Source organism: Sorangium sp. So ce1014 (genome assembly GCF_051521505.1).
Classification (GTDB): domain Bacteria; phylum Myxococcota_A; class Polyangia; order Polyangiales; family Polyangiaceae; genus Sorangium.
Map to the genome: position 1 here is coordinate 6,361,339 of NZ_CP150356.1, position 22,773 is coordinate 6,384,111.

Annotated in this window: 16 protein-coding genes; 13 read left to right on the plus strand and 3 right to left on the minus strand. The window is 71.7% G+C overall.

Features of this window, described 5'->3' with window-relative positions:
* Positions 1 to 2: 2 nt before the first annotated feature.
* Both WME75_RS23960 and WME75_RS23965 read right to left on the minus strand, forming a co-directional pair.
* Complete coding sequence (locus WME75_RS23960; RefSeq protein ID WP_437475671.1) at positions 3 to 5,321, minus strand: trifunctional serine/threonine-protein kinase/ATP-binding protein/sensor histidine kinase; 5,319 nt, start codon at positions 5,319 to 5,321, stop codon at positions 3 to 5.
* 131 nt (positions 5,322 to 5,452) lie between these two features.
* Positions 5,453 to 6,076, minus strand: coding sequence for a TetR/AcrR family transcriptional regulator (locus WME75_RS23965; protein WP_437475673.1), 624 nt, complete (start codon positions 6,074 to 6,076; stop codon positions 5,453 to 5,455).
* 274 nt (positions 6,077 to 6,350) lie between these two features.
* Between WME75_RS23965 and WME75_RS23970 the strand changes: the two genes are divergently transcribed.
* Together WME75_RS23970 and WME75_RS23975 are read left to right on the plus strand one after the other, a co-directional pair.
* Entirely contained in the window at positions 6,351 to 7,847 is a 1,497-nt protein-coding gene (locus tag WME75_RS23970; RefSeq protein ID WP_437475675.1) for a serine/threonine-protein kinase, read from the plus strand.
* Between the two features lie 10 nt (positions 7,848 to 7,857).
* Complete coding sequence (locus tag WME75_RS23975) at positions 7,858 to 8,970, plus strand: hypothetical protein (RefSeq protein ID WP_437475676.1); 1,113 nt, start codon at positions 7,858 to 7,860, stop codon at positions 8,968 to 8,970.
* A gap of 4 nt (positions 8,971 to 8,974) precedes the next feature.
* On the opposite strand, the gene WME75_RS23980 is transcribed toward WME75_RS23975, so the two are convergent.
* Positions 8,975 to 10,393, minus strand: coding sequence for a PQQ-dependent sugar dehydrogenase (locus WME75_RS23980; protein ID WP_437475677.1), 1,419 nt, complete (start codon positions 10,391 to 10,393; stop codon positions 8,975 to 8,977).
* A gap of 290 nt (positions 10,394 to 10,683) precedes the next feature.
* Between WME75_RS23980 and WME75_RS23985 the strand changes: the two genes are divergently transcribed.
* The 11 genes from WME75_RS23985 (at position 10,684) to WME75_RS24035 (ending at position 22,772) form a co-directional block, all read left to right on the plus strand.
* Entirely contained in the window at positions 10,684 to 11,334 is a 651-nt protein-coding gene (locus WME75_RS23985; protein ID WP_437475678.1) for a cytochrome c3 family protein, read from the plus strand.
* Between the two features lie 114 nt (positions 11,335 to 11,448).
* On the plus strand, positions 11,449 to 14,475 hold the full coding sequence (locus tag WME75_RS23990; RefSeq protein ID WP_437475680.1) for a TAT-variant-translocated molybdopterin oxidoreductase: 3,027 nt from the start codon (positions 11,449 to 11,451) through the stop codon (positions 14,473 to 14,475).
* Positions 14,472 to 15,815 (plus strand): NrfD/PsrC family molybdoenzyme membrane anchor subunit, encoded by a 1,344-nt coding sequence (gene nrfD, locus WME75_RS23995; protein WP_437475682.1) that lies wholly within the window; start codon positions 14,472 to 14,474, stop codon positions 15,813 to 15,815. The genes WME75_RS23990 and nrfD overlap by 4 nt, the downstream gene beginning before the upstream one ends.
* Entirely contained in the window at positions 15,815 to 16,348 is a 534-nt protein-coding gene (locus tag WME75_RS24000) for a DUF3341 domain-containing protein (protein WP_437475684.1), read from the plus strand. The genes nrfD and WME75_RS24000 overlap by 1 nt, the downstream gene beginning before the upstream one ends.
* Entirely contained in the window at positions 16,345 to 16,986 is a 642-nt protein-coding gene (locus tag WME75_RS24005; protein ID WP_437475685.1) for a c-type cytochrome, read from the plus strand. Before WME75_RS24000 ends, WME75_RS24005 begins: the two co-directional genes overlap by 4 nt.
* Positions 16,983 to 18,170 carry a hypothetical protein gene (locus WME75_RS24010; RefSeq protein ID WP_437475687.1) on the plus strand — a complete coding sequence of 396 codons (1,188 nt, stop codon included), beginning with the start codon at positions 16,983 to 16,985 and terminating at the stop codon, positions 18,168 to 18,170. The genes WME75_RS24005 and WME75_RS24010 overlap by 4 nt, the downstream gene beginning before the upstream one ends.
* Complete coding sequence (locus WME75_RS24015) at positions 18,167 to 18,559, plus strand: hypothetical protein (protein ID WP_437475689.1); 393 nt, start codon at positions 18,167 to 18,169, stop codon at positions 18,557 to 18,559. Before WME75_RS24010 ends, WME75_RS24015 begins: the two co-directional genes overlap by 4 nt.
* On the plus strand, positions 18,559 to 19,395 hold the full coding sequence (locus WME75_RS24020) for an SCO family protein (protein ID WP_437475691.1): 837 nt from the start codon (positions 18,559 to 18,561) through the stop codon (positions 19,393 to 19,395). The genes WME75_RS24015 and WME75_RS24020 overlap by 1 nt, the downstream gene beginning before the upstream one ends.
* The gene (gene coxB / locus WME75_RS24025; RefSeq protein WP_437475693.1) at positions 19,392 to 20,477 is read left to right on the plus strand and encodes a cytochrome c oxidase subunit II; all 1,086 of its coding nucleotides are present in this window, start codon (positions 19,392 to 19,394) and stop codon (positions 20,475 to 20,477) included. The genes WME75_RS24020 and coxB overlap by 4 nt, the downstream gene beginning before the upstream one ends.
* Positions 20,474 to 22,132, plus strand: coding sequence for a cytochrome c oxidase subunit I (locus tag WME75_RS24030; RefSeq protein ID WP_437475695.1), 1,659 nt, complete (start codon positions 20,474 to 20,476; stop codon positions 22,130 to 22,132). Before coxB ends, WME75_RS24030 begins: the two co-directional genes overlap by 4 nt.
* A complete protein-coding gene (locus WME75_RS24035; RefSeq protein WP_437475696.1) occupies positions 22,107 to 22,772 on the plus strand; it encodes a cytochrome c oxidase subunit 3 in 666 nt (221 codons plus the stop codon). Before WME75_RS24030 ends, WME75_RS24035 begins: the two co-directional genes overlap by 26 nt.
* Position 22,773 lies beyond the last annotated feature (1 nt).

Below are 22,773 nucleotides of genomic sequence, written 5' to 3' on the forward strand. Positions count from 1 at the left end.
TCTCAAGCGAGCGCCTCGGCCTGGATCCTCCCGCGCCGGGGCGCGGTGGCCGGGAGCTCGAGCGTGAACCTCGCGCCGAGGCCGGGGCCCTGGCTCTCCGCGCGGAGGACCGCGCCGAGCAGGCGGGCCTCCAGCGCGCTCGCGTGCAGGCCGAGCCCCGTGCCCTCGGGCCACGTGGTGAACCCCTGCTGGAACAGCCGCGCGAGGTGGTCCGGCGCGATGCCCACGCCGGTGTCCTCGACCTCCACCGAGCAGCCACCCCCCTCCCGCGGCGCGCACCGGACGAGGACGCGGCGATCCGGGCCCGCCGCGTGGCACACCGCCCGCCGCGCGTTGGTGATGAGGTTCGTGACGATCTGCAGCAGCCGGTGCCGGTCCGTCTCGACCCGCGCGTCGTCCGAGAGCTCGCAGACGACCTCGATGCCGTGGTGCGCGCGCTCGGCGCGGTTCAGCCCGACGCGCAGGGCGTCCTCGATCACGGAGGAGACCGTGACCGGCTCGACGATGATCTTCATCCCGGCGTTGCGCAGCTGATCGGACACGATGTCGCGGATGCGGCTCGCGCACTCGCCGAGCTCCGAGAGCTCGCCGGCCGCGGCCTCCTGCTCGGCCGCGAGGTGCCGGGCCAGCTCGTCGATGTACTCGATCAGCCGCTGGCCGCGGGGGTCCGCCGCGAGGAACCCCGCGAGGTCGTCCCTGTGCGTCTTCAGGAGCTGCGCCACCTGGCCGAGCCGCGGGACGCGCGAGCCCGCGATCCGCTCCGAGAGCTGCATCCGCAACGCCATGACGCTGTTCAGCGCGTTGCCGACGTTGTGGATGGCGCTGCCCGCGACCTCGGCCATCCCCGCCTTGCGCGCGGCGTCGACGAGCTTCTGCTGCGTGCTCCGGAGCTCGTGCGTGCGCTCCTCCACCATGCGCTCGAGGCTCTCGTAGACGAGCGCGTTGTTGAACGAGACGGCCGCCTGCGCGGCGAGCAGGTGGAGGATCTCCAGCCGCTCGGGCCCGAAGAGCCCCTCGAACAGGTTGTTCTCCAGGTAGATCGCGCCGAGCACCCGCCCCTTGAACAGGAGCGGCGCGCAGAGCATCGACCGGACCCTGCGGGAGCTCACGTACGGGTCGTCCCGCAGCGCCGGGTCCCGGGAGGCGTCGGCGTGGATCACGCTCTCCCGCGTGCGCACGGCGAGCCGCACCACCGAGGCGCAGACCTCGTCGCTCTGGTCCTCGAGCGGGATCGACGGCAGCGCCCGCGACTCCGGCGGGTGCGCCACGCCCTGCGCGACGAGCACGAGGCCGTCGCCGCGGGCGAGGAGCAGCGCCCCCCGCTCGGCGCCGGCGTTCTCGACGAGCACCTGCACCATGCTGCTGAGCAGCCGCTCGACGACGAGCTCCTGGGAGAGCACGCGCGCCGCCTTGAGCAGCGTCTCCACGTCGAAGACGTCCGCCCGCGCGGCCGCCGGCGCGCCGCGGTCGCGCCCCGGCTTGATGAGCGGGAACTCCTCGGTGAGGAGCGCGATCTTGCGATCGACGCCCCAGCGGCCGTAGGCCTGGAGCGCGTCGGTCAGGAAGTCGAGCGCGGCGCGCGTCCTGCCGCGCGACATCCAGAAGCGGCCGGCGAGCTCGCACGCGAGGGCCTCGATGTTGACGAACGCGTGCTGGCGGCCGAGCGCGATGGCCTGCTCGTAGAGCCTCGCGGCGTCGTCCAGGCGCCCGTCGACGCGCGCCGTCTCCGCCTCGACGAGCGCGTGCTTGTGGGAGAAGTTCGCGGGGCAGCTCTCGGTGAAGCCGCGCAGCCGCTCGCGGCACGCGTCGAGATCGGCCCGCAGCCGCGCCCGCTCCCCCTCCGCCGCCTCCGGCAGGAGCGCCGCGATCGCGAGCGCGCGGTAGAACCGGAGCGCCGCGGTCTGGAACTTCCCGGCGAGGAAGCCGAGGTTCTCCTCCGCCTCGTCGGCGACCCGCAGCGCGTCCGCGGGGCGGCCGTGCAGGTACAGGCACATCGCCTTGAGGATCTGGTGGTGGCAGAGCGCGTAGCGCGTCTGGTGCGCCTCGCAGTCCCTGAGGAACCGCTCCTCGGTCAGCGCCTCCTCGGGCACGGCGGAGGCGTCGCCCGTGAGGTCCCGGAGCGCGAGCAGGAGGCCGAGGAGGCTGTGCGTGGCGACCGTGTGCTTGGTCCGCTTCGCGAAGCGGAGCGAGGCCGGCAGCTCGTCGAGCAGCCCGCGCGCGCTGGCGCCGCGGAAGAGCGGGTTGAGGAGCAGGTAGATGAGGAAGTAGCCCGCGAACTGCAGGTCGCCCGCGTCCATGCCGGCGCGGTAGCCGTCCCGGAACAGCGCGTCCGTCTCGGAGAGCGGCCGCACCCACGACTGGATGTTGTTGCCGAGGATGTAGCAGGCGCGGCAGAAGTCGCCCTGCATGCGGAACCGGAGGCCGATGTCGGCGGCGAGCCGGCCGAGCTCGTAGCCCCGCTGGTAGTCGCCGTGAAAGTGGCCGATCAGGCCGCCGTACATGGCGAAGCCGTACGACGCCTCGGGCGTCAGGCCGTGCTCGAGCGAGATCCGCACGATGCTGCAGCACGCGAAGAAGTTCAGCTTCTCGAGCTTGAGCATGTAGAGCGGCGCCATCAGCTCGTTGAGCACGCCGACGGCGAGCTTCTGGCTCCCGTCGGCGATCTCCTCGGCGTCGATGAGGGAGGCGAGCGCCCGCCCGGCGAGCAGCGCCTTCACCCGCGCGGCCTCGGCCTCGACGAGCGCGTCGAGCTCCGCCGCGCTCGCGCGGGAGGGGAGCGCGACGCCGACGAGGGCGAGCGCCTCCCGCCCGGCCTCCACGGTGTCGGTGAAGCGCCCGCGCATCGTGTACTGCACCATCCGGAGCTTCAGGAGATCGGCCTTCTCGACCGGCGTCCTGGCGTGGCCGAGCGCCTCGGTGACCCGCGCCTCGGCCGCGTCCATCGCGCCGAGGAGGTACTCCACCTCGGCCAGCTGCCGGAGCAGGGCGAACGCGAGCGCGTAGTGCGACGCGAACGCGCCGGCCGGGAGCAGGCGGCGGCCCGCCTCGAGGTAGCGCCGGGCGGCGGCGTAGGCGGTCGCCTGCTTCGCCCGGACGGCCGCCTCCAGGTTGAGCCCCGCGATCACGAGCCGCTCCGCGGCGTCGCGCACGAGCCCGAGCCCCTCGTCGAGCTGCTCGACGATCTCGAAGATGCGCTCGGACCGCTCCTCCGGCGTCGTGGCCGCGAGGAGCCGGCGGCCGATCCGGAGGTGGACCGCCTCGCGCTGCGGCCTCTCGATGAGCCCGTAGACCGCCTGGTGCACGCGGTCGTGGAGGAAGCGGAAGCGGCGCGCGCCTGCCGCCTCGCCGCGCGCGCCCGAGAGCTCGCCCGCGGTCTCGAGGAGGTACTCGTTGCGGATCGCCGGCTCGAGGCGGCGCGCGATCTCGATCGGGCCGAGGCCGGCGATGACGGCGAGGGTCTCCCGATCGAAGGTGCTCCCGATGCACGCCGCGATCGTCAGGAGGTCGACCGTGCCGGCCTCGAGGCTGCGCACCCGGCCGCTCATGAGCTCGACGACGTTCTCGGTGAACCCGCGCGCCTCGATCTTCTCGATGTCCCAGCGGAAGCGGCGCTCCTCCGGGGAGAAGGTGACGAGCCCGTCGGCGTCGAGCGCCTGCAGGAACTGCCGCGCGAAGAACGGGTTCCCCTCCGTCTTGTGCATGACGAGGCGGGCGAGCGGCTCCACGGCGTTCGGCGCCTGCCTCAGGGTGTCGGCCACGAGCCGGGTCAGCGCCGCGAACGGGAGCGGGAACAGCTGGAGGGTGTTCACCGTCACCGAGCTCGCCTGCACGGACCTCAGCGTCATGAGCAGCGGGTGGCTCTCGTTCACCTCGTTGTCGCGGTAGGCCCCGACGAGGAGCAAGGGCCCGAGCTCCTCGCCGCCGAGGAGCCCCTCGAGGAGCCAGAGCGTGCCGGCGTCCGCCCACTGGAGGTCGTCCAGGAAAAGGACGAGCGGCTGCTCGCGGCCGCAGAACGCCTGGAGGACCCCCCGGAAGGCGAGCAGAAGGCGGTGCTGGGCCTCCGCCGGGCCGAGCTCGGCCGGCGCAGGCGGGACGTTCCCGGCGCCAAGGACGATCCCGAGCTCGGGCAGCACGTCGGCGAGCAGCGACGCGTTCCTCCCGAGGCACCTTTGCAACGACTGCCGCGCCGCTCCGACGCGCTCCGCGCTCTCCGCGAGCACCTGCTGGAGCAGGCTCCGGAGCGCCTGGATCACGGCGGAGTACGGGATCCCGCGGTGGAGCCGGTCGAGCTTGCCCGAGATGAAATAGCCGTGCTCCCGCGTGAGCGGCTTGTAGATCTCGTGCACGAGCGACGTCTTGCCGATCCCGGAATAGCCCGTGATCATGATCATCTCGCGGCTGCCGGCGAGCACCCGCTCGAAGATCGACAGGTACTGCTGCGCCTCCCCCTCGCGCCCGTACAGGCGGTGCGGGATGCGGAAGCGCGCGGAGACGTCGTGCTCGCCGAGCGGGAACGGGTCGATACGACCGTCGTCCCGGAGCGAGCGCTGGCACCTGAGCAGGTCTCTCGAGAGGCCTTCTGCGCTCTGGTACCGCTCCTCCGCGTCCTTCGCGAGGAGCTTCATGACGACGGCCGACACGGCCGGAGGTACGGAGTCCTCGGGCAGCGGCGCGGGGGGTCGGGCGAGGTGAGAGTGCATCCACTCGAGCGGCCCCGAGGCGTCGAACGGCAGGCGCCCGGCGAGCATCACGTAGTACACGACCCCGAGCGAGTAGAGGTCCGTGCGCCAGTCGAGGGTCCGGTTCATCCGGCCCGTCTGCTCCGGGGACATGTAGGGGAGCCTGCCCTCCTCGACCGTGCTCTGCGCCTGCGGGTGCTCCTTGCGGAGCCGCGTCGAGAACATGAAATGGGTCAGCCGGACCGCGCCGGTCCCGGGGTCGACGAAGAAGCTCTGCGGCTGGATGTGCTTGTGGATCACGCCGCCGCCGTGCACCTCGGCGAGCGCGCCGGCCATGCTCGCGGCCCACGCGAGGAGCTGCTCTATCCGGAGCGGTGAGCGCGCGAGGAGCCGGTCGAGGGGCACGAGATCCTCGTCCTCGAAGACGAGGACCGGTGTCTCGCCGCAGAGCTCCATCAGCGTGGGGCTCAGCACCCGCGCGGCGTCGAGCGAGCGGGTGATCTGGAATTCGTTGAGGAGCGCGCCGGCGGCCGGAGCGTTCGTATGACGAGGTGAGTCGAGGTGGCCCTTGAGCAGCACGCGCCGCTCGTCGCTCTCGCGCACGGCGCGCACGATGCTCCATCGCTCATTTGTCGTTTGCAACACCTCTTCGTTTCGATAGCCCACAGCTGCTTGCAAGGCTCTGCTCCGATCTGGCGACGCGCCGGCTGACCCCCGGCGAGGCTCGGAGGATAAGCCGGCGATTCGCGCCTGTCACATACGCGTCGCCGGAGTCAACACTTCGGCTTGCGGGCGGGCTCACGGCCGGCGAGGCCGTAAAGGACGATCCGGTGGACGGCGGACAGCATCGCTTCCACCTCCTCGCGGGAGCTCTGGAACAGCCACGGAGGGGAGAAGCTCGCATAGACGCGCAGGAGCGCGCGCGCGGCGAGCTCGGGGTCCTCGACGTCGAGCTCGCCCGCGCGGGCGCCGCGCGCGATGAGGTCGCGGAGGAGCGCGCGCTCCTCGTCGAGGAAGCGGGCGTGGGCCGCCTTCACGGCGCGGCTCTGGCAATGCACGAGATCGCACGCGTGCGCGCCCGAGCCGGCGAGCTCCAGGAACGAGCGCGCGCGGGTGTCGAAGACCGCGCGCAGCCGGTCGCAGAAGGGCAGGTCGTCCCCGGCCGCCGCGGCGCGCATGGCGGCCATGACGGCGCGGTGCTGGCCCTGGGACAGCTCCTCGACGATGGCGTCCTTCGAGGCGAACTCCAGGTACACGGCGCCGACCGCGATCTCGGCCTCGCGCGCGATGTCGGCGACGGTGGTCTTGGCGGGCCCATACCGGCGGAGGAGCCGCTCGGTCGCCTCGAGGATACGCTGGCGCCGCTCGCTCGCGCTGCCGGGGTGACCGTGCTCCATGACGTGAGCGATGTTCTCTCGGATTCACGCCCGGGGGAAGTGGCCCGGCGAACAGCGGGAGGGAGCCGACGGGGGCGCGGGCAGCGCGACGGCGCCGGCTGCGCGGGAGGCGCGCGGGCCGCGCGGGGCGCGCGGTCGCGGCGCGTCGGAGCCGTGCCTCGAGATTGATCGCCGTCCGCCCGGCGGCTATCGTGGGCTGGCTTTGCGCCGGATTTTCCGCGAAGATCGCGCGGTTCACGAGATCCGCGATCCGGCGCGCCGAAGGGACCGATCCATGACGAGCACCGCGCCGACACACGACGAAGCCGAAGGGCTGGTTCGACAGGGGCAGGTGATCGCCGGCAAATACCGCGTCGAGCGGGTGATCGGCATCGGCGGGATGGGCGTCGTCGTCGCCGCGACCCACCTCCAGCTGGAGGAGCAGGTCGCGATCAAGCTGCTGCTGCCCAGCGCGGCCCACTCGCGCACGCTCGCCGAGCGCTTCGTGCGCGAGGCGCGCGCCGCGGTGAAGGTCAAGAGCGAGCACGTGGCGCGCGTGACCGACGTCGGGACGCTCGAGTCGGGCACGCCGTACATGGTGATGGAGTACCTGTCGGGCAGCGATCTCGCCGAGGCGCTCCGCGCGGGCGGGCCCATGCCCCCGCAGGCCGCGGTGGAGTACGTGCTCCAGGCCTGCGAGGCGCTCGCCGAGGCGCACGCCGCGGGCATCATCCACCGCGACCTCAAGCCGGCGAACCTGTTCCTGACGCGGCGCGCCGACGGCTCCCCGTGCGTGAAGGTGCTCGATTTCGGGATCTCGAAGGTGGCGACCGGCGGCTCCGATCCGCGGATCACCGACACGACGGCCGTCATGGGCTCGCCGCTCTACATGTCGCCGGAGCAGCTCAAGTCGTCCCGCGACGTCGACGCGCGCACCGACCTCTGGTCGCTCGGCGTCATCCTGTTCGAGCTGCTCGCGGGCGCGCCGCCGTTCGACGGCGCCACCATGCCGCAGCTCTGCGTGGCGATCATGCAGGGGATCCCCCGCCCGCTCGCCTCGCTCCGCCCCGACGTGCCCCCGGCGCTCGTGGCGGTGATCCTCCGGTGCCTGGAGAAGCTGCCGGAGCGGCGCTTCCGCGACGTGGGCGCGCTGGCCGAGGCGCTCGCGCCGTTCGTGACCGGGCGGGCGCGGCTGTCCGTCGACCGGATCAGCGGGATCTCGCGGAGCTCGGCGCCCTCGCGGCCGGACACCCCGGCGCGGAGCGGGGCGACCTCCCCGACCATGGTGAACACCTCCCCGGCGTGGACCGATACGGTGGTGCCGCGGAAGCGGCCGGTGGGGCTCGCCGTCGCGCTGGCCGGCATCGGCCTGTCGCTTGTCGCCGCGCTCGCGGTCTTCGGCTTCCTGAGCGCCCGCGCGGGCGGCGGCGGCGCCCCGACCGAGCCGTCCGGCAGCGCCTTGGCGGCGTCGTCCCCGGCGAGCTCGGCGGCGCTGCCGGAGGCGCCCGCGGCGCCGTCGCCGGCGGGCTCCGCGGCGCCGCCGGACATGCCCGCGGCGCTCTCGCCGGCCGTCACGCCGGGCGGCATCGAGGCGCCCGCGCCCGCGGACGAGCGCGCGGCGCCGGGTCCGGCCCGGGCGGCCTCGGCGGCGCCGACCAGCGCCAGGCCCGCGGCGGCGCGACCGGCGAGCGCCGCTCCCCGACCCGCGGTCGCCGCGACCGCGCCGCAGATCCGGGCCGCCCGGCCGGCCGCCGCGCCGACCAGCGGCAACCTGTTCGACGATCGCAAGTGAGGACACGACCATGACGAGCCTGCCCATGCAGCACCTCGGGCGCCTGCTGGTGCTCGCGATGTTCCTCGCCGCCCTCGTGGGCGGCGGCCGCGACGCCAGGGCCGATACGGCGGCCGCGCAGGCGCTGTTCGACGCGGCCAGGCAGCTGATGGCCCAGGGCAAGTACGCCGACGCGTGCCCCAAGCTCGAGGAGAGCCAGCGGCTCGACCCGGGGATCGGCACGCAGTTCAACCTCGCGGCCTGCTACGAGCAGATCGGCCGGACGGCGAGCGCCTGGTCGACGTTCCTCGACGTGGCCGGCGCGGCGAAGGCCGCCGGCCAGGCGGAGCGCGAGAAGGTCGCGCGGCAGCGCGCCACGGCGCTGGAGCCGAGGCTCATCCGGCTGACGATCACGGCGCCGGCCGACGCCCCGGCCGACCTCCAGGTGAAGCGCGACGGCGCCCCCGTGGGGCGCGCGCAGTGGGGCACGCCGGTGCCCCTGGATCCCGGAAAGCACACGATCGAGGCCTCCGCCGCCGGCCGAACGCCGTTCGTGAAGGCCGTCGAGCTCACCCGGGCGGGCGCCTCGGAGACGGTGGCCATCCCGCCGCTGCCCGCGGGCGCGCCGGCGCGCGCCGCCACGCCGCCCGCCAGCGGCACCGCCGCGCCGCCGGTGAGCGCCGCCGCGCCGCCGCCGCCGCACACCGCCGCGCCGCCGGCCAGCGGCGCCGCGTTCGCGCCGGTCGCCGGACGCGCGCCGGCCCCCCCGGCCGAGCCGCTGACCCGGCGCCGCAGCAAGGGGATGATGGTCACGGGCATCGTCCTGACGAGCATCGGCACCGTCGCCCTCATCGGCGGGGCCCTGGCGATCGCCTCGGCGTGCACGGGCCCGGGCTGCGACTCCGGGGAGGCGATCGACCCGTTCGAGGAAGAGTTTGGCTACGCGGAGGAGGACAGCGAGATGGACGCCGGGTACGCGCTCGTCATCGGCGGCCTCGTCTTCGCCGGCGTCGGCATCCCGCTCGCCATCATCGGCGGCCGCAAGGTGCCGGTTCAGCCGGAGAGGAAGGCCGCCTCCGCGCCGGCGCCGCCGCCCGAGCTCGTCATCGGCCCGCGCTACGCCGGGCTCCGCTGGTCCATGTGAGCCGTCACTCCGGATCGACGCGGTACACGGCGCCGCTGCCGAAATCCGTGACGTAGACCTCGCCCACGCCGTCTTGCCCGAAGCTGGCGAGCTTGAACCCCAACGACCCGAGATCGTCCGTCCGGTCGACGGGCGCGGACGCCACCCCGCCCTCGTACGTCAGCGTCCAGATCCGGCCGCTGCAGTAATCGCCGAAGAAGTAGCTCCCCCGGAGCCACGGGATCCTGCTGCCCCGGTAGACGTAGCCGCCCGTGACCGAGCAGTCCTCGATGACCCGCCCGGCGTGGGCGTACTCGGCGGCGGGGGGCGTGGTGATGCCGTCAGGATCGCAGTTTTCCGCGGGCGCGAAGCAGTGCGCGCCCTCCATGAGGCGCCAGCCATAGTTCTTCCGGCCCTGCCCCGCCGGCTCGATGTTGATCTCCTCCCACAAACGCTGTCCGACGTCTGCGATGTAGAGATCGCCCGTGCACACGTCGAAGCTGAAGCGGTACGGGTTCCGCAAGCCGTAGTCCCAGATCTCGGGCAGGACGCCCTCACCGGTCATGTTCCCTTGCGGGATGCGGTACGGGTGCGTCGAGACGTCGAAGCGAAGGATCTTCCCGAGCAGCGTCGCGAGCTCCTGGCCGTTGCCGATGGGCGCGTGGCCGGGGCCGAAATCGTTGCTGTTCCCGCCGTCGCCGAGGCCGAGATAGAGAAAGCCGTCGACCGGGCTGAACTCCAGCGAGCCGCCGTTGTGGTTTCGATCCGGCTGCGCCTGCTCGAGGACCGTGGCCACCGGCGCCGGATTGGCCACGTCCGGGCGGTCGCCCCGCGCGAGCTCGACGACGCGCGTGTCGCCGCCCGTCGCCCTGTCCGAGTAGTGAACGAAGAAGCGGCCGTTGCTCTCGTATTCCGGGTGGAAGGCGAGCCCGAGGAGGCCGCGCTCGCCCGCGAAGAGGACGAGGTCCTGAAGGTCGAGGAACGTCGTCGGCGCGGTCGCTCCCTCGTCGAGCACGAGGATCTGGCCGGGCTGCGTCACGATGAAGAGCCGCGTGGGGTCGCCCGGCGCAGATTTCACGAGGAGCGGTGACCGGAGGCCGGTGACGACCGGGGTGAGCTTCAGCGAGCCCTCGTCCTCGGTCGGCGGCGAGCAGCTCAGTCGCGCGACAGGCGCGCCGCCGCCGCCCTCGCCGCTCCCGCCGGCGCCGCCCTGACCGGCTCCGCCCCAGCCGGCGCTCCCCCCGGCATCGCCGCTTCCGCCGGCGCTGCCCCCCTCGAGGCCGCTCCCGCCCGGCCCGCCGGTCGAGGAGACCGACGAGGCCCCGCCGCCGAGCGACAGCGGGGAGAGCGATTCGTCGCGCGAGCACGCGACGAAGGCGAGCCCGGCCGCGACGGGAAGCGCGATGAGCAGGAGGGGTGACAGGGCAGAGCTCGATTGCCTCATCGCAGAAGGATATCGCAGATCTCCGTCCCGGGAGGCGAAGAACGGGTGTTCGTGGCCGGCGCCGAGCGCAATCGAGCGCAATCGAACGCAATCGAACGCAATCGAGCGCAATCGAGCGCAATCGAGCGAGCGCGGGACAAGCACGCTGGACGGCGCCGCTCCGGGATCGCCCTAGCGCGCTGCTCCCGCCGCGCGCGAGATGGCGAGATCGCGAAACGACGCCAGCGATCCCCGCATCGATGGAGATGGCCGTATCGCCGCACATCGAGCGAGGCCGGCCACATGCGATCATGGCATCCGTTTTTCCGCGATGGAGCAACACCGCCTTCCGGCTCGCCATCGCCGCCGTCCTCCTCGGCGGCGCGGCGGCCGTGGCAGCGCCGATGATCTACGTGCGAACCGAGTGGAACACCGGGCAGAACCTGCCCGTGCAGCAGCCGGTGCAGTTCGACCACAGGCACCATGTGCAGGACGACGCCATCGATTGCCGGTTCTGCCATGACACGGTCGAGCGCGCCGGCACGGCGGGCATGCCGTCGACGGCGCTCTGCATGGGGTGCCACAGCCAGATCTGGAATCAGAGCCCCAAGCTCGAGCTCGTCCGGAGCAGCTATTTCTCGAACACGCCCATCCACTGGAACCGCGTCACCGACGTCCCCGATTTCGTCTACTTCAACCACGCGATCCACGTGAACAAGGGGGTCGGCTGCGTGACGTGCCACGGCCGCGTGGACCAGATGGCCGATGTCTACAAGGTGACTCCGATGACGATGGGCTGGTGTCTCGACTGCCACAGGGCGCCGGAGCGGCACCTCCGCCCGCTCTCCGCGATCGCGGACATGGACTGGGACGCCGGCCCCGACGCGGAGCGGATCGGCCGGCAGATCGCGCAGGAGCTCGGTGTGCGGAGCCTCCTGCACTGCTCGACCTGCCACAGGTGAGCGCGCGAAGGAGCAGGCGAGGACGGGGACAAGAAGACGACGACGGGCGTGCGGCGAACCGCGGAGAGCGGTCGAGGCGGCGGCGCCGATCCACCGATGACCTGAAGAGGGATGATGGCTGATCAGAGACAGACCCCCTGGAGCGCGGCGCTCGACGGCAAGACGGGCAAGGCGTACTGGCGCGGCCTCGCGGAGCTCCTCGAGTCGCCGGAGCTCCGCGAGGCCGCCGCGCGGGAGCTCCCCGGAGGCGAGGGCGGCCCGGGCGCGGTGAGCCGGCGGGGCTGGCTCAAGCTCCTCGGCGCGAGCATGGCGCTCGCAGGCGTCTCCGGGTGCAACTCGAGGCCCGCGGACAGGATCGTCCCCTATGTGACGACGCCGCCGGAGGTGACGCCGGGCGTCCTCCGGTACTACGCCACAAGCCTGGAGCTCGACGGGTTCGCCACAGGCATCCTCGTCGAGAACCACGAGGGGCGGCCGACGAAGGTCGAGGGCAACCCGGAGCACCCGGCGAGCCTCGGCTCGACCGGCGTCTACGAGCAGGCGTCGGTGCTCGGCCTCTACGATCAGCACCGGGCGCGCGCGGCGCGGCGCGGCGCCGCCCCGGCGACGTGGCAGGCGTTCGTCGAGCAGCTCGGGGGCGAGCGGAGCGACCGCGGCGCCGGGCTGCGGTTCGTCCTCCGGCCGACCGGCTCCCCGCTCGTCCTCGACCTCATCGGCCGCATCCAGGCGCGCCATCCGGCCGCGCGGTTCACGTTCTACGCGCCCGCCCGGTCCTCGCACCCGGCGCGCGGGGCCGAGCTCGCCTTCGGCGCGCCGCTCCAGGCGCAGTACGACTTCCGGACGGCGGACGTCATCCTCGCGCTCGACGCCGACTTCCTCGCGTCGATGCCGTTCAGCGTGCCGTATGCGCGCCAGTTCTCGGAGCGCCGGCGCCTCGGCTCGCCGACGGGCACCATGAACCGTCTCTACGTCGTCGAGCCCGGGCTGAGCCCGACCGGGAGCATGGCCGATCACCGCCTGCGCAAGCGCCCGAGCGAGATGCCGGCGCTCGCCGCGGCGATCGCGGCGGAGCTGCTCCTCGCGCAGGGCGCGCGCCCCGGGGCCGTCCCACCTCAGACGCTCGGCGCGCTCGAGCCGCTGCGGGCGCACGTGCGCGAGGAGGAGAGGCCGTTCGTCCGGGCGCTCGCGCGCGACCTCGCGCGCGGCGCCGCGTCGAGCGTCGTCGTCGTGGGGGAGCGACAGCCGCCCTCGGTCCACGCGCTCGCGCACGTCATGAACACGGCGCTCCGCAACGACCGCGCGGCGTGGGTCACCGGGGCGACCTTGATCTCGGCCGGCGCCGCGGAGCAGGAGCTCGCCGCGCTCGCCGACGAGATCCGGCGCGGCGGCGTCGATACGGTGGTGATCCTCGAGAACAACGTGGCCTATACGGCCCCCGCGGATCTCGAGCTCGCGTCGCTGCTCCGCGCCGTCCCGAACCGCGTCTATCTCGGGCTCTACGAGGACGAGACCGCGGCCGCCTGCGACTGGTTCGTGCCCGCCGCGCACGAGCTCGAGGCCTGGGGAGACGCCCGCGCCTACGACGGCACGATCTCGCTGGTCCAGCCGCTCATCGAGCCGCTCTTCAACGGCAGGACCGCCTCCGAGGTGCTCGCGGTGTTCGCCGGCGAGCCGCGCCGGGGCGCGCGCGAGCTCCTGCGCGACGCCTGGACGGCGCGGCGGGGCGGCGCCGATTTCGAGGCGTTCTGGGAGGAGGCGCTCCGGCGCGGGCTCGTCGAGGGCACCGCGGCCCCGCGCGAGAGCGCCGCGCTGCGGGTCGACGGGGTGATCGCGGCGCTCGGGCAGCTCGCCGCGGCGGTCCCGGCGCCGGCGGAGGCCATCGAGGTCGCCTTCTCGACCGACTCGAACGTCTATGACGGCCGGTTCGCCAACAACCCGTGGCTGCTCGAGCTGCCCGATCCCATCACCAAGCTCACCTGGGACAACGCCGCGCTGCTCAGCCCGGAGACGGCCAGGGCGCTCGGCGTCGAGAGCGAGGACGTTGTCGATCTCGTCCTCGGGGGGCGAACGATCTCGATACCGGTCCTCGTCGCGCCGGGGCACGCCGACGGGACGGTGTCGCTCTCGCTCGGCTATGGGCGGAGCGGCGCCGAGTCGATCGCCGCCGGGGTGGGGACCGACGCGTACCGGCTCCGCACCGCGGACGCGCCGTTCTTCGCGGCGGGCGTCTCGGTGCGGAAGCGGCCGGATCAGAAGCACCGGCTCGCCCTGACGCAGACGCACTTTCGCCTGCAGGGGCGCCCGATCGCGCTCTCGGTCCCGCTCGCCGTCTACCGCGAGCACCCCGGCTTCACGGAGGCGCTCAAAGGGCCGCTGCCGTCGCTCCTGCCCGAGGTGCCCGCCCCCGGGGCGCCGCTCGGGCAATGGGCCATGACGATCGATCTCACGATCTGCACCGGCTGCAGCGCGTGCGTCGTCGCGTGCCAGGCGGAGAACAACGTCCTCGTGGTGGGCAAGGACGAGGTCCTGAACAGCCGCGAGATGCACTGGCTCCGCATCGACACCTATTACGCGGGCGACGCGCGCGACCCGGGCGTCGTCCACCAGCCCATGCTGTGCCAGCACTGCGAGAAGGCGCCGTGTGAGTACGTGTGCCCCGTCAACGCGACGACGCACAGCCCCGACGGCCTCAACGAGATGACCTACAACCGATGCGTCGGGACGCGGTTCTGCTCGAACAACTGCCCCTACAAGGTCCGCCGCTTCAACTGGTTCGATTATACCGAGCTCCACGCCTACAACACCGGGCTCGCGAAGCTCCAGCGCAACCCCGACGTGACCGTGCGGGAGCGCGGCGTCATGGAGAAGTGCACGTACTGCGTCCAGCGGATCCGCCGCGCGGAGATCGCGGCACGCGTCGAGCAGCGCGGGATCCGCCCGGGGGAGGTCGTCACCGCCTGCCAGCAGGCCTGTCCCACGCGGGCGATCCAGTTCGGGTCGCTCGATCACGAGGAGACGCCGATGGTCGCGTGGCGGAGCGAGCCGCGGAGCTATGTGGTGCTGCACGACCAGGGGACCCGGCCGAGGACGATGTACCTCGCGCGCATCGACAACAGGAACCCGGAGCTCGACGAGCCGTGACACAACCCCTCATCCTCGGGCGGCCCACCGACGAGGCCCTCTCGGAAGAGCTGCTGTCCGTCGTCTGGAAGCCGCGATCGCGGCTCTGGTGGGTGGCGTTCGCGCTCACCGGCGCAGGGACGCTCGTGCTCGCGATGGCCGTCACCTACACCATCACGAGCGGGATCGGCGTCTGGGGCAACAACATCCCGGTCGGCTGGGCGTTCGGGATCATCAACTTCGTGTTCTGGATCGGCATCGGGCACGCCGGGACGTTCATCTCGGCGATCCTGCTCCTCTTCGAACAACGCTGGCGCACGAGCATCAACCGGTTCGCCGAGGCGATGACCCTCTTCGCGGTCGTCCAGGCGGGCCTCTACCCGCTCCTGCACCTCGGGCGGCCGTGGTTCGCGTACTGGCTCATCCCCTACCCTTCCACGCTGAGGGTCTGGCCTCAGTTCAAGAGCGCGCTGCCCTGGGACGCGGCGGCCATCTTCACGTACTTCACGGTCTCTCTCGTGTTCTGGTACGTCGGGCTCGTCCCCGACTTCGCGTCCCTCCGCGACCGGGCCCCCGATCGCCGCCGGCGGGTGATCTACGGGATCCTGTCGCTCGGCTGGCGCGGCTCCGCGCAAGGCTACCGCCATTACCGCCTCCTCTACGGGCTCCTCGCCGGTCTCGCGACGCCGCTCGTGCTCTCGGTGCACTCGATCGTGAGCAGCGACTTCGCGATAGCGCTCGTCCCGGGCTGGCACTCGACCATTTTTCCCCCGTTCTTCGTCGCCGGCGCCATCTTCTCCGGCTTCGCGATGGTGCTGACGCTCCTCATCCCGGCGCGCCGGATCTTCCATCTGAAGAGCGTCGTCACCCAGCGGCACCTCGACAACCTCAGCAAGCTGACGCTCGTCACGGCCTGGATCGTCATCTACTCGTACATCATCGAGTTCTTCGCCGCCTGGTACAGCGGCTCGGAGTACGAGATCTACCAGTTCTTCGTCGCGCGCCCGAGCGGACCGAACGCCTCCGTCTTCTGGGCGCAGATGATCTGCAACGTCGCCGTCCCGCAGCTGCTCTGGTTCTCGCGGGTCCGGAGCAACATGGTCTTGCTCTGGATCATCTCGATCCTCGTGAACGTCGGTATGTGGTCCGAGCGGTTCGTGATCATCGTCCTGTCGCTGCAACGCGAGTTCATCCCGTCGGGGTGGCACGCCTACAGCCCGACGTGGGTCGATCTCTCGATGTTCGCCGGGACATTCTGCTTCTTCCTGTTCCTCTTCCTGATCTTCCTGCGCCTCTTGCCGTTCATCCCGGTGGCCGAGGTCAAGGAGCTGAATCGCGAGCTCGGCAAGGAGGAGCACTGATGCGAAGAGGTCTGCTCGCCGAGTTCGAGACGCCGGAGGCGATGCTCCGGGCGATCACGGAGCTCAGGAGCCGCGGGTACCGCAGGCTCGACGCGTTCACGCCGTACCCGGTGCACGGCGTTGACGAGGCGCTCGGCCTGCGCCGCTCGCCGCTCAACTGGATCGTCCTGCCGTTCGCGCTGGCGGGCGCCGCCGGAGGCTACCTCGTCCAGTGGTACAACAACGCGTACGACTATCCCCTCAACGTCGGCGGCCGGCCGCAGCACGCGGCCCCCGCGTTCGTGCCGATCACCTTCGAGATGACGGTGCTCGCGTCCGCCCTCGCGGGGTTCGTCGCGCTGCTCGTCCTCATGCGGCTGCCCGAGCTCTGGAGTCCGATCTTCGACGTCCCGGGCTTCGAGCGCGCCACCATCGATCGATTCTGGATAGGCATCGACGCCCGCGACCCGGCGCTCATCAGCCCCCTCGCCGAGCGCGACCTCACCGACCTCGGCGCGCTCGCCGTCGCCTGGGCCGGGGAGGAGCGCACATGAAGCACGGCCGCCTCCTCCCGCTCTCCTGCCTGGCCGCGGCGGTCTGCCTGTCGTGCACCCCGGCGGCCCCGAGCGATCGCGAGCCCGGGGACGCCGACGCGCTGGACCTCGAGCGCATGCTCCGCCAGGCGCGCTACGTCCCCTACCAGGCATCGGAGATCTTCCACGACGGCGCGGTCATGCGCCGCCCGCCCGAGGGCACCGTGCCGAACGACCGCGTGACCGGCGATCCCGGGCTCACGCGGGGTGTCACGGGCGCCGCGGGCGGAGCGTACGTGGCGCGCGTCCCGGTCCCGGTGACGATCGAGCTGCTCCGGTACGGCCAGGGGCGTTACGAGATCTTCTGCGCCGCCTGCCACGGGATCGCCGGAGACGGCGAGTCGGAGGTCGCGCGCAACATGACGCAGCGCCGCCCGCCGTCGCTCGTCGACCCGCGCGTGCAGGCGTTCCCGCCGGGCCGCGTCTACCAGGTCATCGTCGAGGGCTACGGGCTCATGCGCTCTTACGAGGCGAACATCCCGCTCCGCGAGCGCTGGGCGATCGTGGCCTATGTGAAGGCGCTCGGGAGGAGCCGCGCCGCCGCGCTCGACGCGCTCCCTCCACCCCTCCGCGAGCGCGCCCGGAAGGAGCTCCCGTGACGTTTCGTATCCCGGTCTACCGGGGCGGCCGCGCGATCGTGACGCGGTCCGTCGGCCTCGCGCTCGTCGGCGCCGCGCTGCTCGTCGTCGGCGCGTTCGTGGACCGCGAGCGGCTCTTCTACGCGTACCTCGCGGCGTACACCTACGCCGTGACCACGGTGGTCGGCGCGCTCCTCTTTCTCATGATCTGCCACGCCATGAGCGCGACGTGGCCAGTGGCCGTCCGCCGCCTCGCCGAGGCGATCGTCGGGGCTTTGCCGCTGCTCGCCGTCCTGTTCATCCCGCTCCTGTTCGGGCTGGACGCGCTGTACGGCGAGTGGCTCCACCCCGAGTCGATCGACGACGAGCACGTCCGGGCGGTGGTGGTCCACAAGCAACCCTACCTGAACCTCCCCTTCTTCCTCATCAGGACGGGGGTCTACTTCGCCGTGTGGCTCGCCTTCGGCGCGCTGCTCCGGCGCGGCTCGCTCCGGGGCGACGCGAGCCCGGCGCTCGCGAGCAGCGGGCGGCTCCGCACGATCAGCATCGCCGGCCTCCCGCTCGTCGCGCTCACGCTCTCGTTCGCCTCGTTCGACTGGCTCATGTCCCTCGCGCCGACGTGGGTCTCGACGATGTTCCCTGTCTACGTGTTCGCCGGCGGCTTCGTCGCGGCGATAGCGCTGCTCACGGTGCTCGCGTTCGCCGCCGAGCGCGCCGGGTTCCTGCCCGGGCTCCGCACGTCGCACTACTACGCCCTCGGCCGGCTGCTGCTCGCGTTCACCATCTTCTGGGCCTACGCCGCCTTCTTCCAGTTCATGCTGATCTGGATCGCGAACAAGCCCGAAGAGGTGGAGTTCTACCTGCTCCGCTCGCACGGCGCGTGGGGGACCGCGACCCTCGTCCTCGTGCTCGCGCGGTTCGTGATCCCGTTCGCGATCCTGCTCAATTACGGGATCAAGCGGCGGCCAGCCTGGCTGTCGGCCGTCGCCCTCTGGATCGTCGTCGCGCATTACCTCGACATGCACTGGCTCGTCGTGCCCGAGGCCCCCGGCGCGCGCGCGCCGCTCCACTGGCTCGATCTCGCGGCGCTCCTCGCCGTGGTCGGCCCGTGCGTCGCGTTCACCGCGCTGCGCCTGCGCGGCAAGCCGCTCGCCCCCATCAACGACCCGGCCCTGCCGGCCGCCTTCCGATACGAGAGCCTATGACGTCCCACTACCGCCGTCCCGACGTACGCCAGGAAGAGGATCTCCTCCCCTGGCGGGGGATCCTCGCCGTCGCGTTCGCCGTCGTCGTGATCTTCTTCATCCTGGGCATCTGGTCGAGGATGATCCTGCGCGAGCGCGAGGCGGAGCTCCGCCCCGCGGGCAGGACCCTGGAGCGCGCCCGGGAGGGCTTCACGCCGCGCGGCGTGGTGGCCGGGGTGGATCAGCGGCTCTTCCAGCGCCGGGCCGTCGGCGAGGAGGGGCTCGGCACGATGCTGAACCGCAGGAAGCGCGAGGAGCTCGGCCGCTTCGGCTGGGCCGATCAGGGCCGCGGGATCGTGCAGATCCCGATCGAGGACGCGATGAACCTCGTCGTCGAGGAGAGCCGCTGATGAGGATGCACCCCGTGTCCGCCGCCGCGCTCCTCTCGCTCGTGTTCACGGGCGCGCCGCTCGCCGCCGCCGCGGATCCGCCGTCGCTCCCGCCCGCCGCGCGCGAGGCCGACATCGAGGAGCGCCTCGGGGGCGCGGTCGACAAGGCGCTCCAGTTCACGGACATGGACGGGCGGCGCGCGCCGCTCGCCGAGCACTTCGACGGGCGGCGGCCGGTCCTCGTCGTCCTCGCCTATTACCGCTGCCCGACGCTCTGCGGCCTCGTGCTGCGCGGCCTCGTCGCCGGCATGGCGAAGCTCGATTACCGGCTCGGCGACCAGTACCGCGCCGTCACGGTGAGCTTCGATCCGCGGGATACCCAGGAGTCCGCGGCGCGGAAGCGCGGCGCCGCCCTGTCGGCGCTGGGCATGGCGGGCGCGCCGGAGCGGGAGACCTGGCCGTTCCTCACCGGCGACCTGCCCGAGATCCGCGCGCTCGCCGGCGATCTCGGCTTCCGGTTCGCGTACGACCCGCGGACCGAGCAGTACGCGCACCCCGCGGCGGTCTTCGTGCTCACGCCGGAGGGCCGCATCTCCCGCTATCTCTATGGCATCGAGTTCTCCGCCCTCGACCTCCGGCTCGCGCTCCTCGAGGCCAGCCGCGGGCAGGTCGGCACCTCCTTCGATCGCGTCCTCATGACGTGTTATCGCTACGACCCCGCGAGCCGCCGCTACGGCCCTTACGTGGCCGGCTTCCTGCGGATCGGCGCGGCCGCCATCCTGACCTGGGTCGCCACGCTGCTCGCCTTCTTCGGGTGGCAAGGGTGGCGGCGCAGGCGGCGGGAGGGCGCGCGATGAACGAGCTCCTGCGCCAGCTGCTCTTCCTGCCCGAGCAGCGCTCCTCGCTGGCCCGCGAGATCGACGGGCTGCACTACTTCGTCATCCTCGTGACGATGGGCGGCGCCGCCCTGATCACGCTGATCGGCGGGTATTTCCTCATCCGTTATCGCCGGCGGGTCCAGGACACCTCGCGGCCGTACGCCGGGGTCCTCGCGCGGCCGGCGCTCCTCCTGGAGACGGCGGGGCTCTTCGGCCTCGGCTTCGTGTTCCTCACCTTCTGGAACATCGGCACGCGCCAGTTCGTCGACCTGCGCACGCCGCCGGACGACGCGCTCGACGTCTATGTCACGGCCAAGCAGTGGATGTGGAAGTTCAGCACGCCGGAGGGAGAGAGCATGATCTCGGTGCTCTACGTCCCTGCGCGCAGGCCGGTGAGGCTCGTCATGACGTCGCGCGACGTCATCCACAGCTTCTTCGTGCCCGCGTTCCGCATCAAGCAGGACGTCCTCCCGGGCCGGTATACAACGGCCTGGTTCGAGGCGACCGCGCCCGGCGCGTACCCCATCCTCTGCACCGAGTACTGCGGCACGAGCCACTCGGAGATGCGCGGCCAGGTGATCGCGCTCGAGCCGGACGACTACGAGCGCTGGCTCGCGGGCGGCGCGGCGAGCACCCCGGGGTTCGCGCAGGCGGCCGCCGACGACGCCGAGCTCGCCGCGGCGGAGCCGGCGATGCCCGTCCGCGGCGAGCGCGCCGCCGCGCGGCACGGCTGCCTCCGCTGCCACACCCTCGACGGCACGCCGCACGTCGGCCCCACCTGGGCCGGGCTCTACCGCGCCGTCGTGCCGCTCGAGGACGGCGGCGAGCGCATCGCCGACGAGGCCTACATCACCGAGTCGATCATGGATCCGCTCGCCGTCATGCACCGCGGCTTCTCGCCGGTCATGCCGTCGTATCTGGGGCAGATCACGCCGCCCGACATCGCCGCGATGATCGAGCTCATCAAATCGATCCGCGACGTGCCCCGGGGTGCCGTGGTGCCGTGGGACGGCGGAGTCAGCGGGGGCGGCGCCCCCGCGCCGGGAGGGATGACGCGATGATGGCCCATGAGATCGAGGGGACAGCGCCCGCTCACGGCTCGCACGAGCTCGATTACCTCCGCGCCGGCGTCGGCGTGCGGTCGTGGCTGCTCACGACCGATCACAAGCGCATCGGGCTCATGTTCTACGCGCTCGTGGTGCCGATGCTCATGCTCGGCGGCGCCTTCGCGCTCGTCCTCCGGACAGAGCTCCTGACCCCCGGGCCCACCGTGATCGACGCGTCGACCTACAACCGCATGTTCACGCTCCACGGCGTGGTCATGGTCTGGCTCTTCATGATCCCGTCGATCCCGAACATCTTCGGGAACTTCGTCCTCCCGCTCCAGATCGGCGCGAAGGACCTCGCCTTCCCGCGCCTCAACCTGGCGAGCCTCTACTTCTACGCGATCGGCGGCGTGGTCACGCTGGCGGCGGCGATCTTCGGGGGCGCGGACACCGGGTGGACGTTCTACCCGCCGTACAGCACGACCACGCCCACGGCCGTCATGCCGGTCGTGATCGGCATCTTCATCCTCGGCATCTCGTCGATGATGACGGCGGTGAACTTCATCGCCACGACGCACACGATGCGCGCCAGAGGGATCGGCTGGGGCCGCCTGCCGCTCTTCACGTGGGCCATCTACAGCACGAGCATCATCATCCTGCTCGCGACGCCCGTCCTCGGCCTGACGATCCTGCTCGTCGGGCTGGACCACATCTATCATTTCGGCATCTTCGACCCGACGCTGGGCGGAGATCCCGTGCTGTTCCAGCACCTGTTCTGGTTCTACTCCCACCCGGCCGTCTACATCATGGTGCTCCCGGCGCTCGGGGTCATCAGCGAAGTTGTCTGCACCTTCTCGCAGCGGCACCCGGCGTCCTACTGGGCGATCGCCATCTCGTCGCTCGGCATCGCCTTCATCGGGTTCACCGGCTGGGGACACCACATGTTCGTGGCCGGGATGAGCGAGCTCGACGCCGGGATCTTCGGCGCGCTCTCGATGTTCGTCGCGATCTTCTCCGCCATCAAGGTCTTCACCTGGGTGGCCACGCTGCAGAAGGGGGCCATCTATTTCAACACCCCGATGCTCTATTTCTTCTGGTTTCTGTTCCTCTTCGTCTTCGGCGGCATGACCGGCGTCGCCGTCGCGACGCAGTCGCTCGACGTCCACTGGCACGACACCTACTTCGTCGTGGCCCATTTCCATTTCATCATGGTGGGCGGCACGGTCACCGCGTTCCTCGCGGCCGCGCACTACTGGTTCCCCAAGATGTTCGGCCGCATGTACTCCGAGCCGATGGGGATGCTCAGCTCATTCGGCATGTTTCTGGGGTTCATCCTGACGTTCCTCCCGCAGTTCTTGCTGGGCAACGCCGGGATGCCGCGCCGTTATTACAGCTACCCGCAGGAGTACCAGTGGCTGAACGTCCTCTCGACCGGCGGCGCCTACCTGCTCGCGGGCGCGCTCGTGCTCTCGCTGGTGAACCTCCTCATCGCCCTGCGCTGGGGGCCGCGCGCTACGGCCAATCCATGGAGGTCCCGCAGCTACGAGTGGGAGACGCCGCCCATCCCACCGGCGCACAACTTCCCTGTGACCCCGATCATCGAGCGCGGCCCGTACGACTACCACCTGACCGACGAGGAGGCCCATGCCCGAATCTCAACCGCCCGCTGAGCCGCTCGCCCCGGCGCGGCTCGCCATGCAGTTCGAGGATCTCGAGAAGCAGACCCACGCCGCGCACTTCGGGATGTGGATCTTCCTCGCCAGCGAGATCCTCCTCTTCGGCGGGCTCTTCGCCCTGTATGCCGCCTACCGCACGGTCTTCGGCGCCGACTTCACCGCCGGCGTCGCGCACAACAACGCCACCATCGGCACGGCGAACACGGCGATCCTCCTGACGAGCAGCCTCCTCGTCGCGCTGAGCGTCTATGCCGTGCGCCTCGCTCAGCCGGTGAGGGCCGGTCGCCTCCTGCTCGGCGCCATCGCGCTCGGCCTCGCCTTCCTCGCGCTGAAGGGCGTCGAGTACACGCACCACTTCCACGAGGGCATCTTCCCCGGCGCCGCCTACCGCTTCGAGGCGCTCCCGCAGCCGGGCGCGAAGATGTTCTTCACGCTCTATTACCTGACGACCGGGCTCCACGCCATCCACGTCACGGCGGGGCTCGTGGTCCTCGGCTGGCTCGCGTGGGGGTGCTTCCGGCGCCGGTACGGCGCGGGCAACGAGACGCACGTCGAGCTCGGCGGGCTCTACTGGCACCTCGTCGACGTGATCTGGATCTTCCTCTGGCCGATGCTCTACCTGATGCACCGATAAC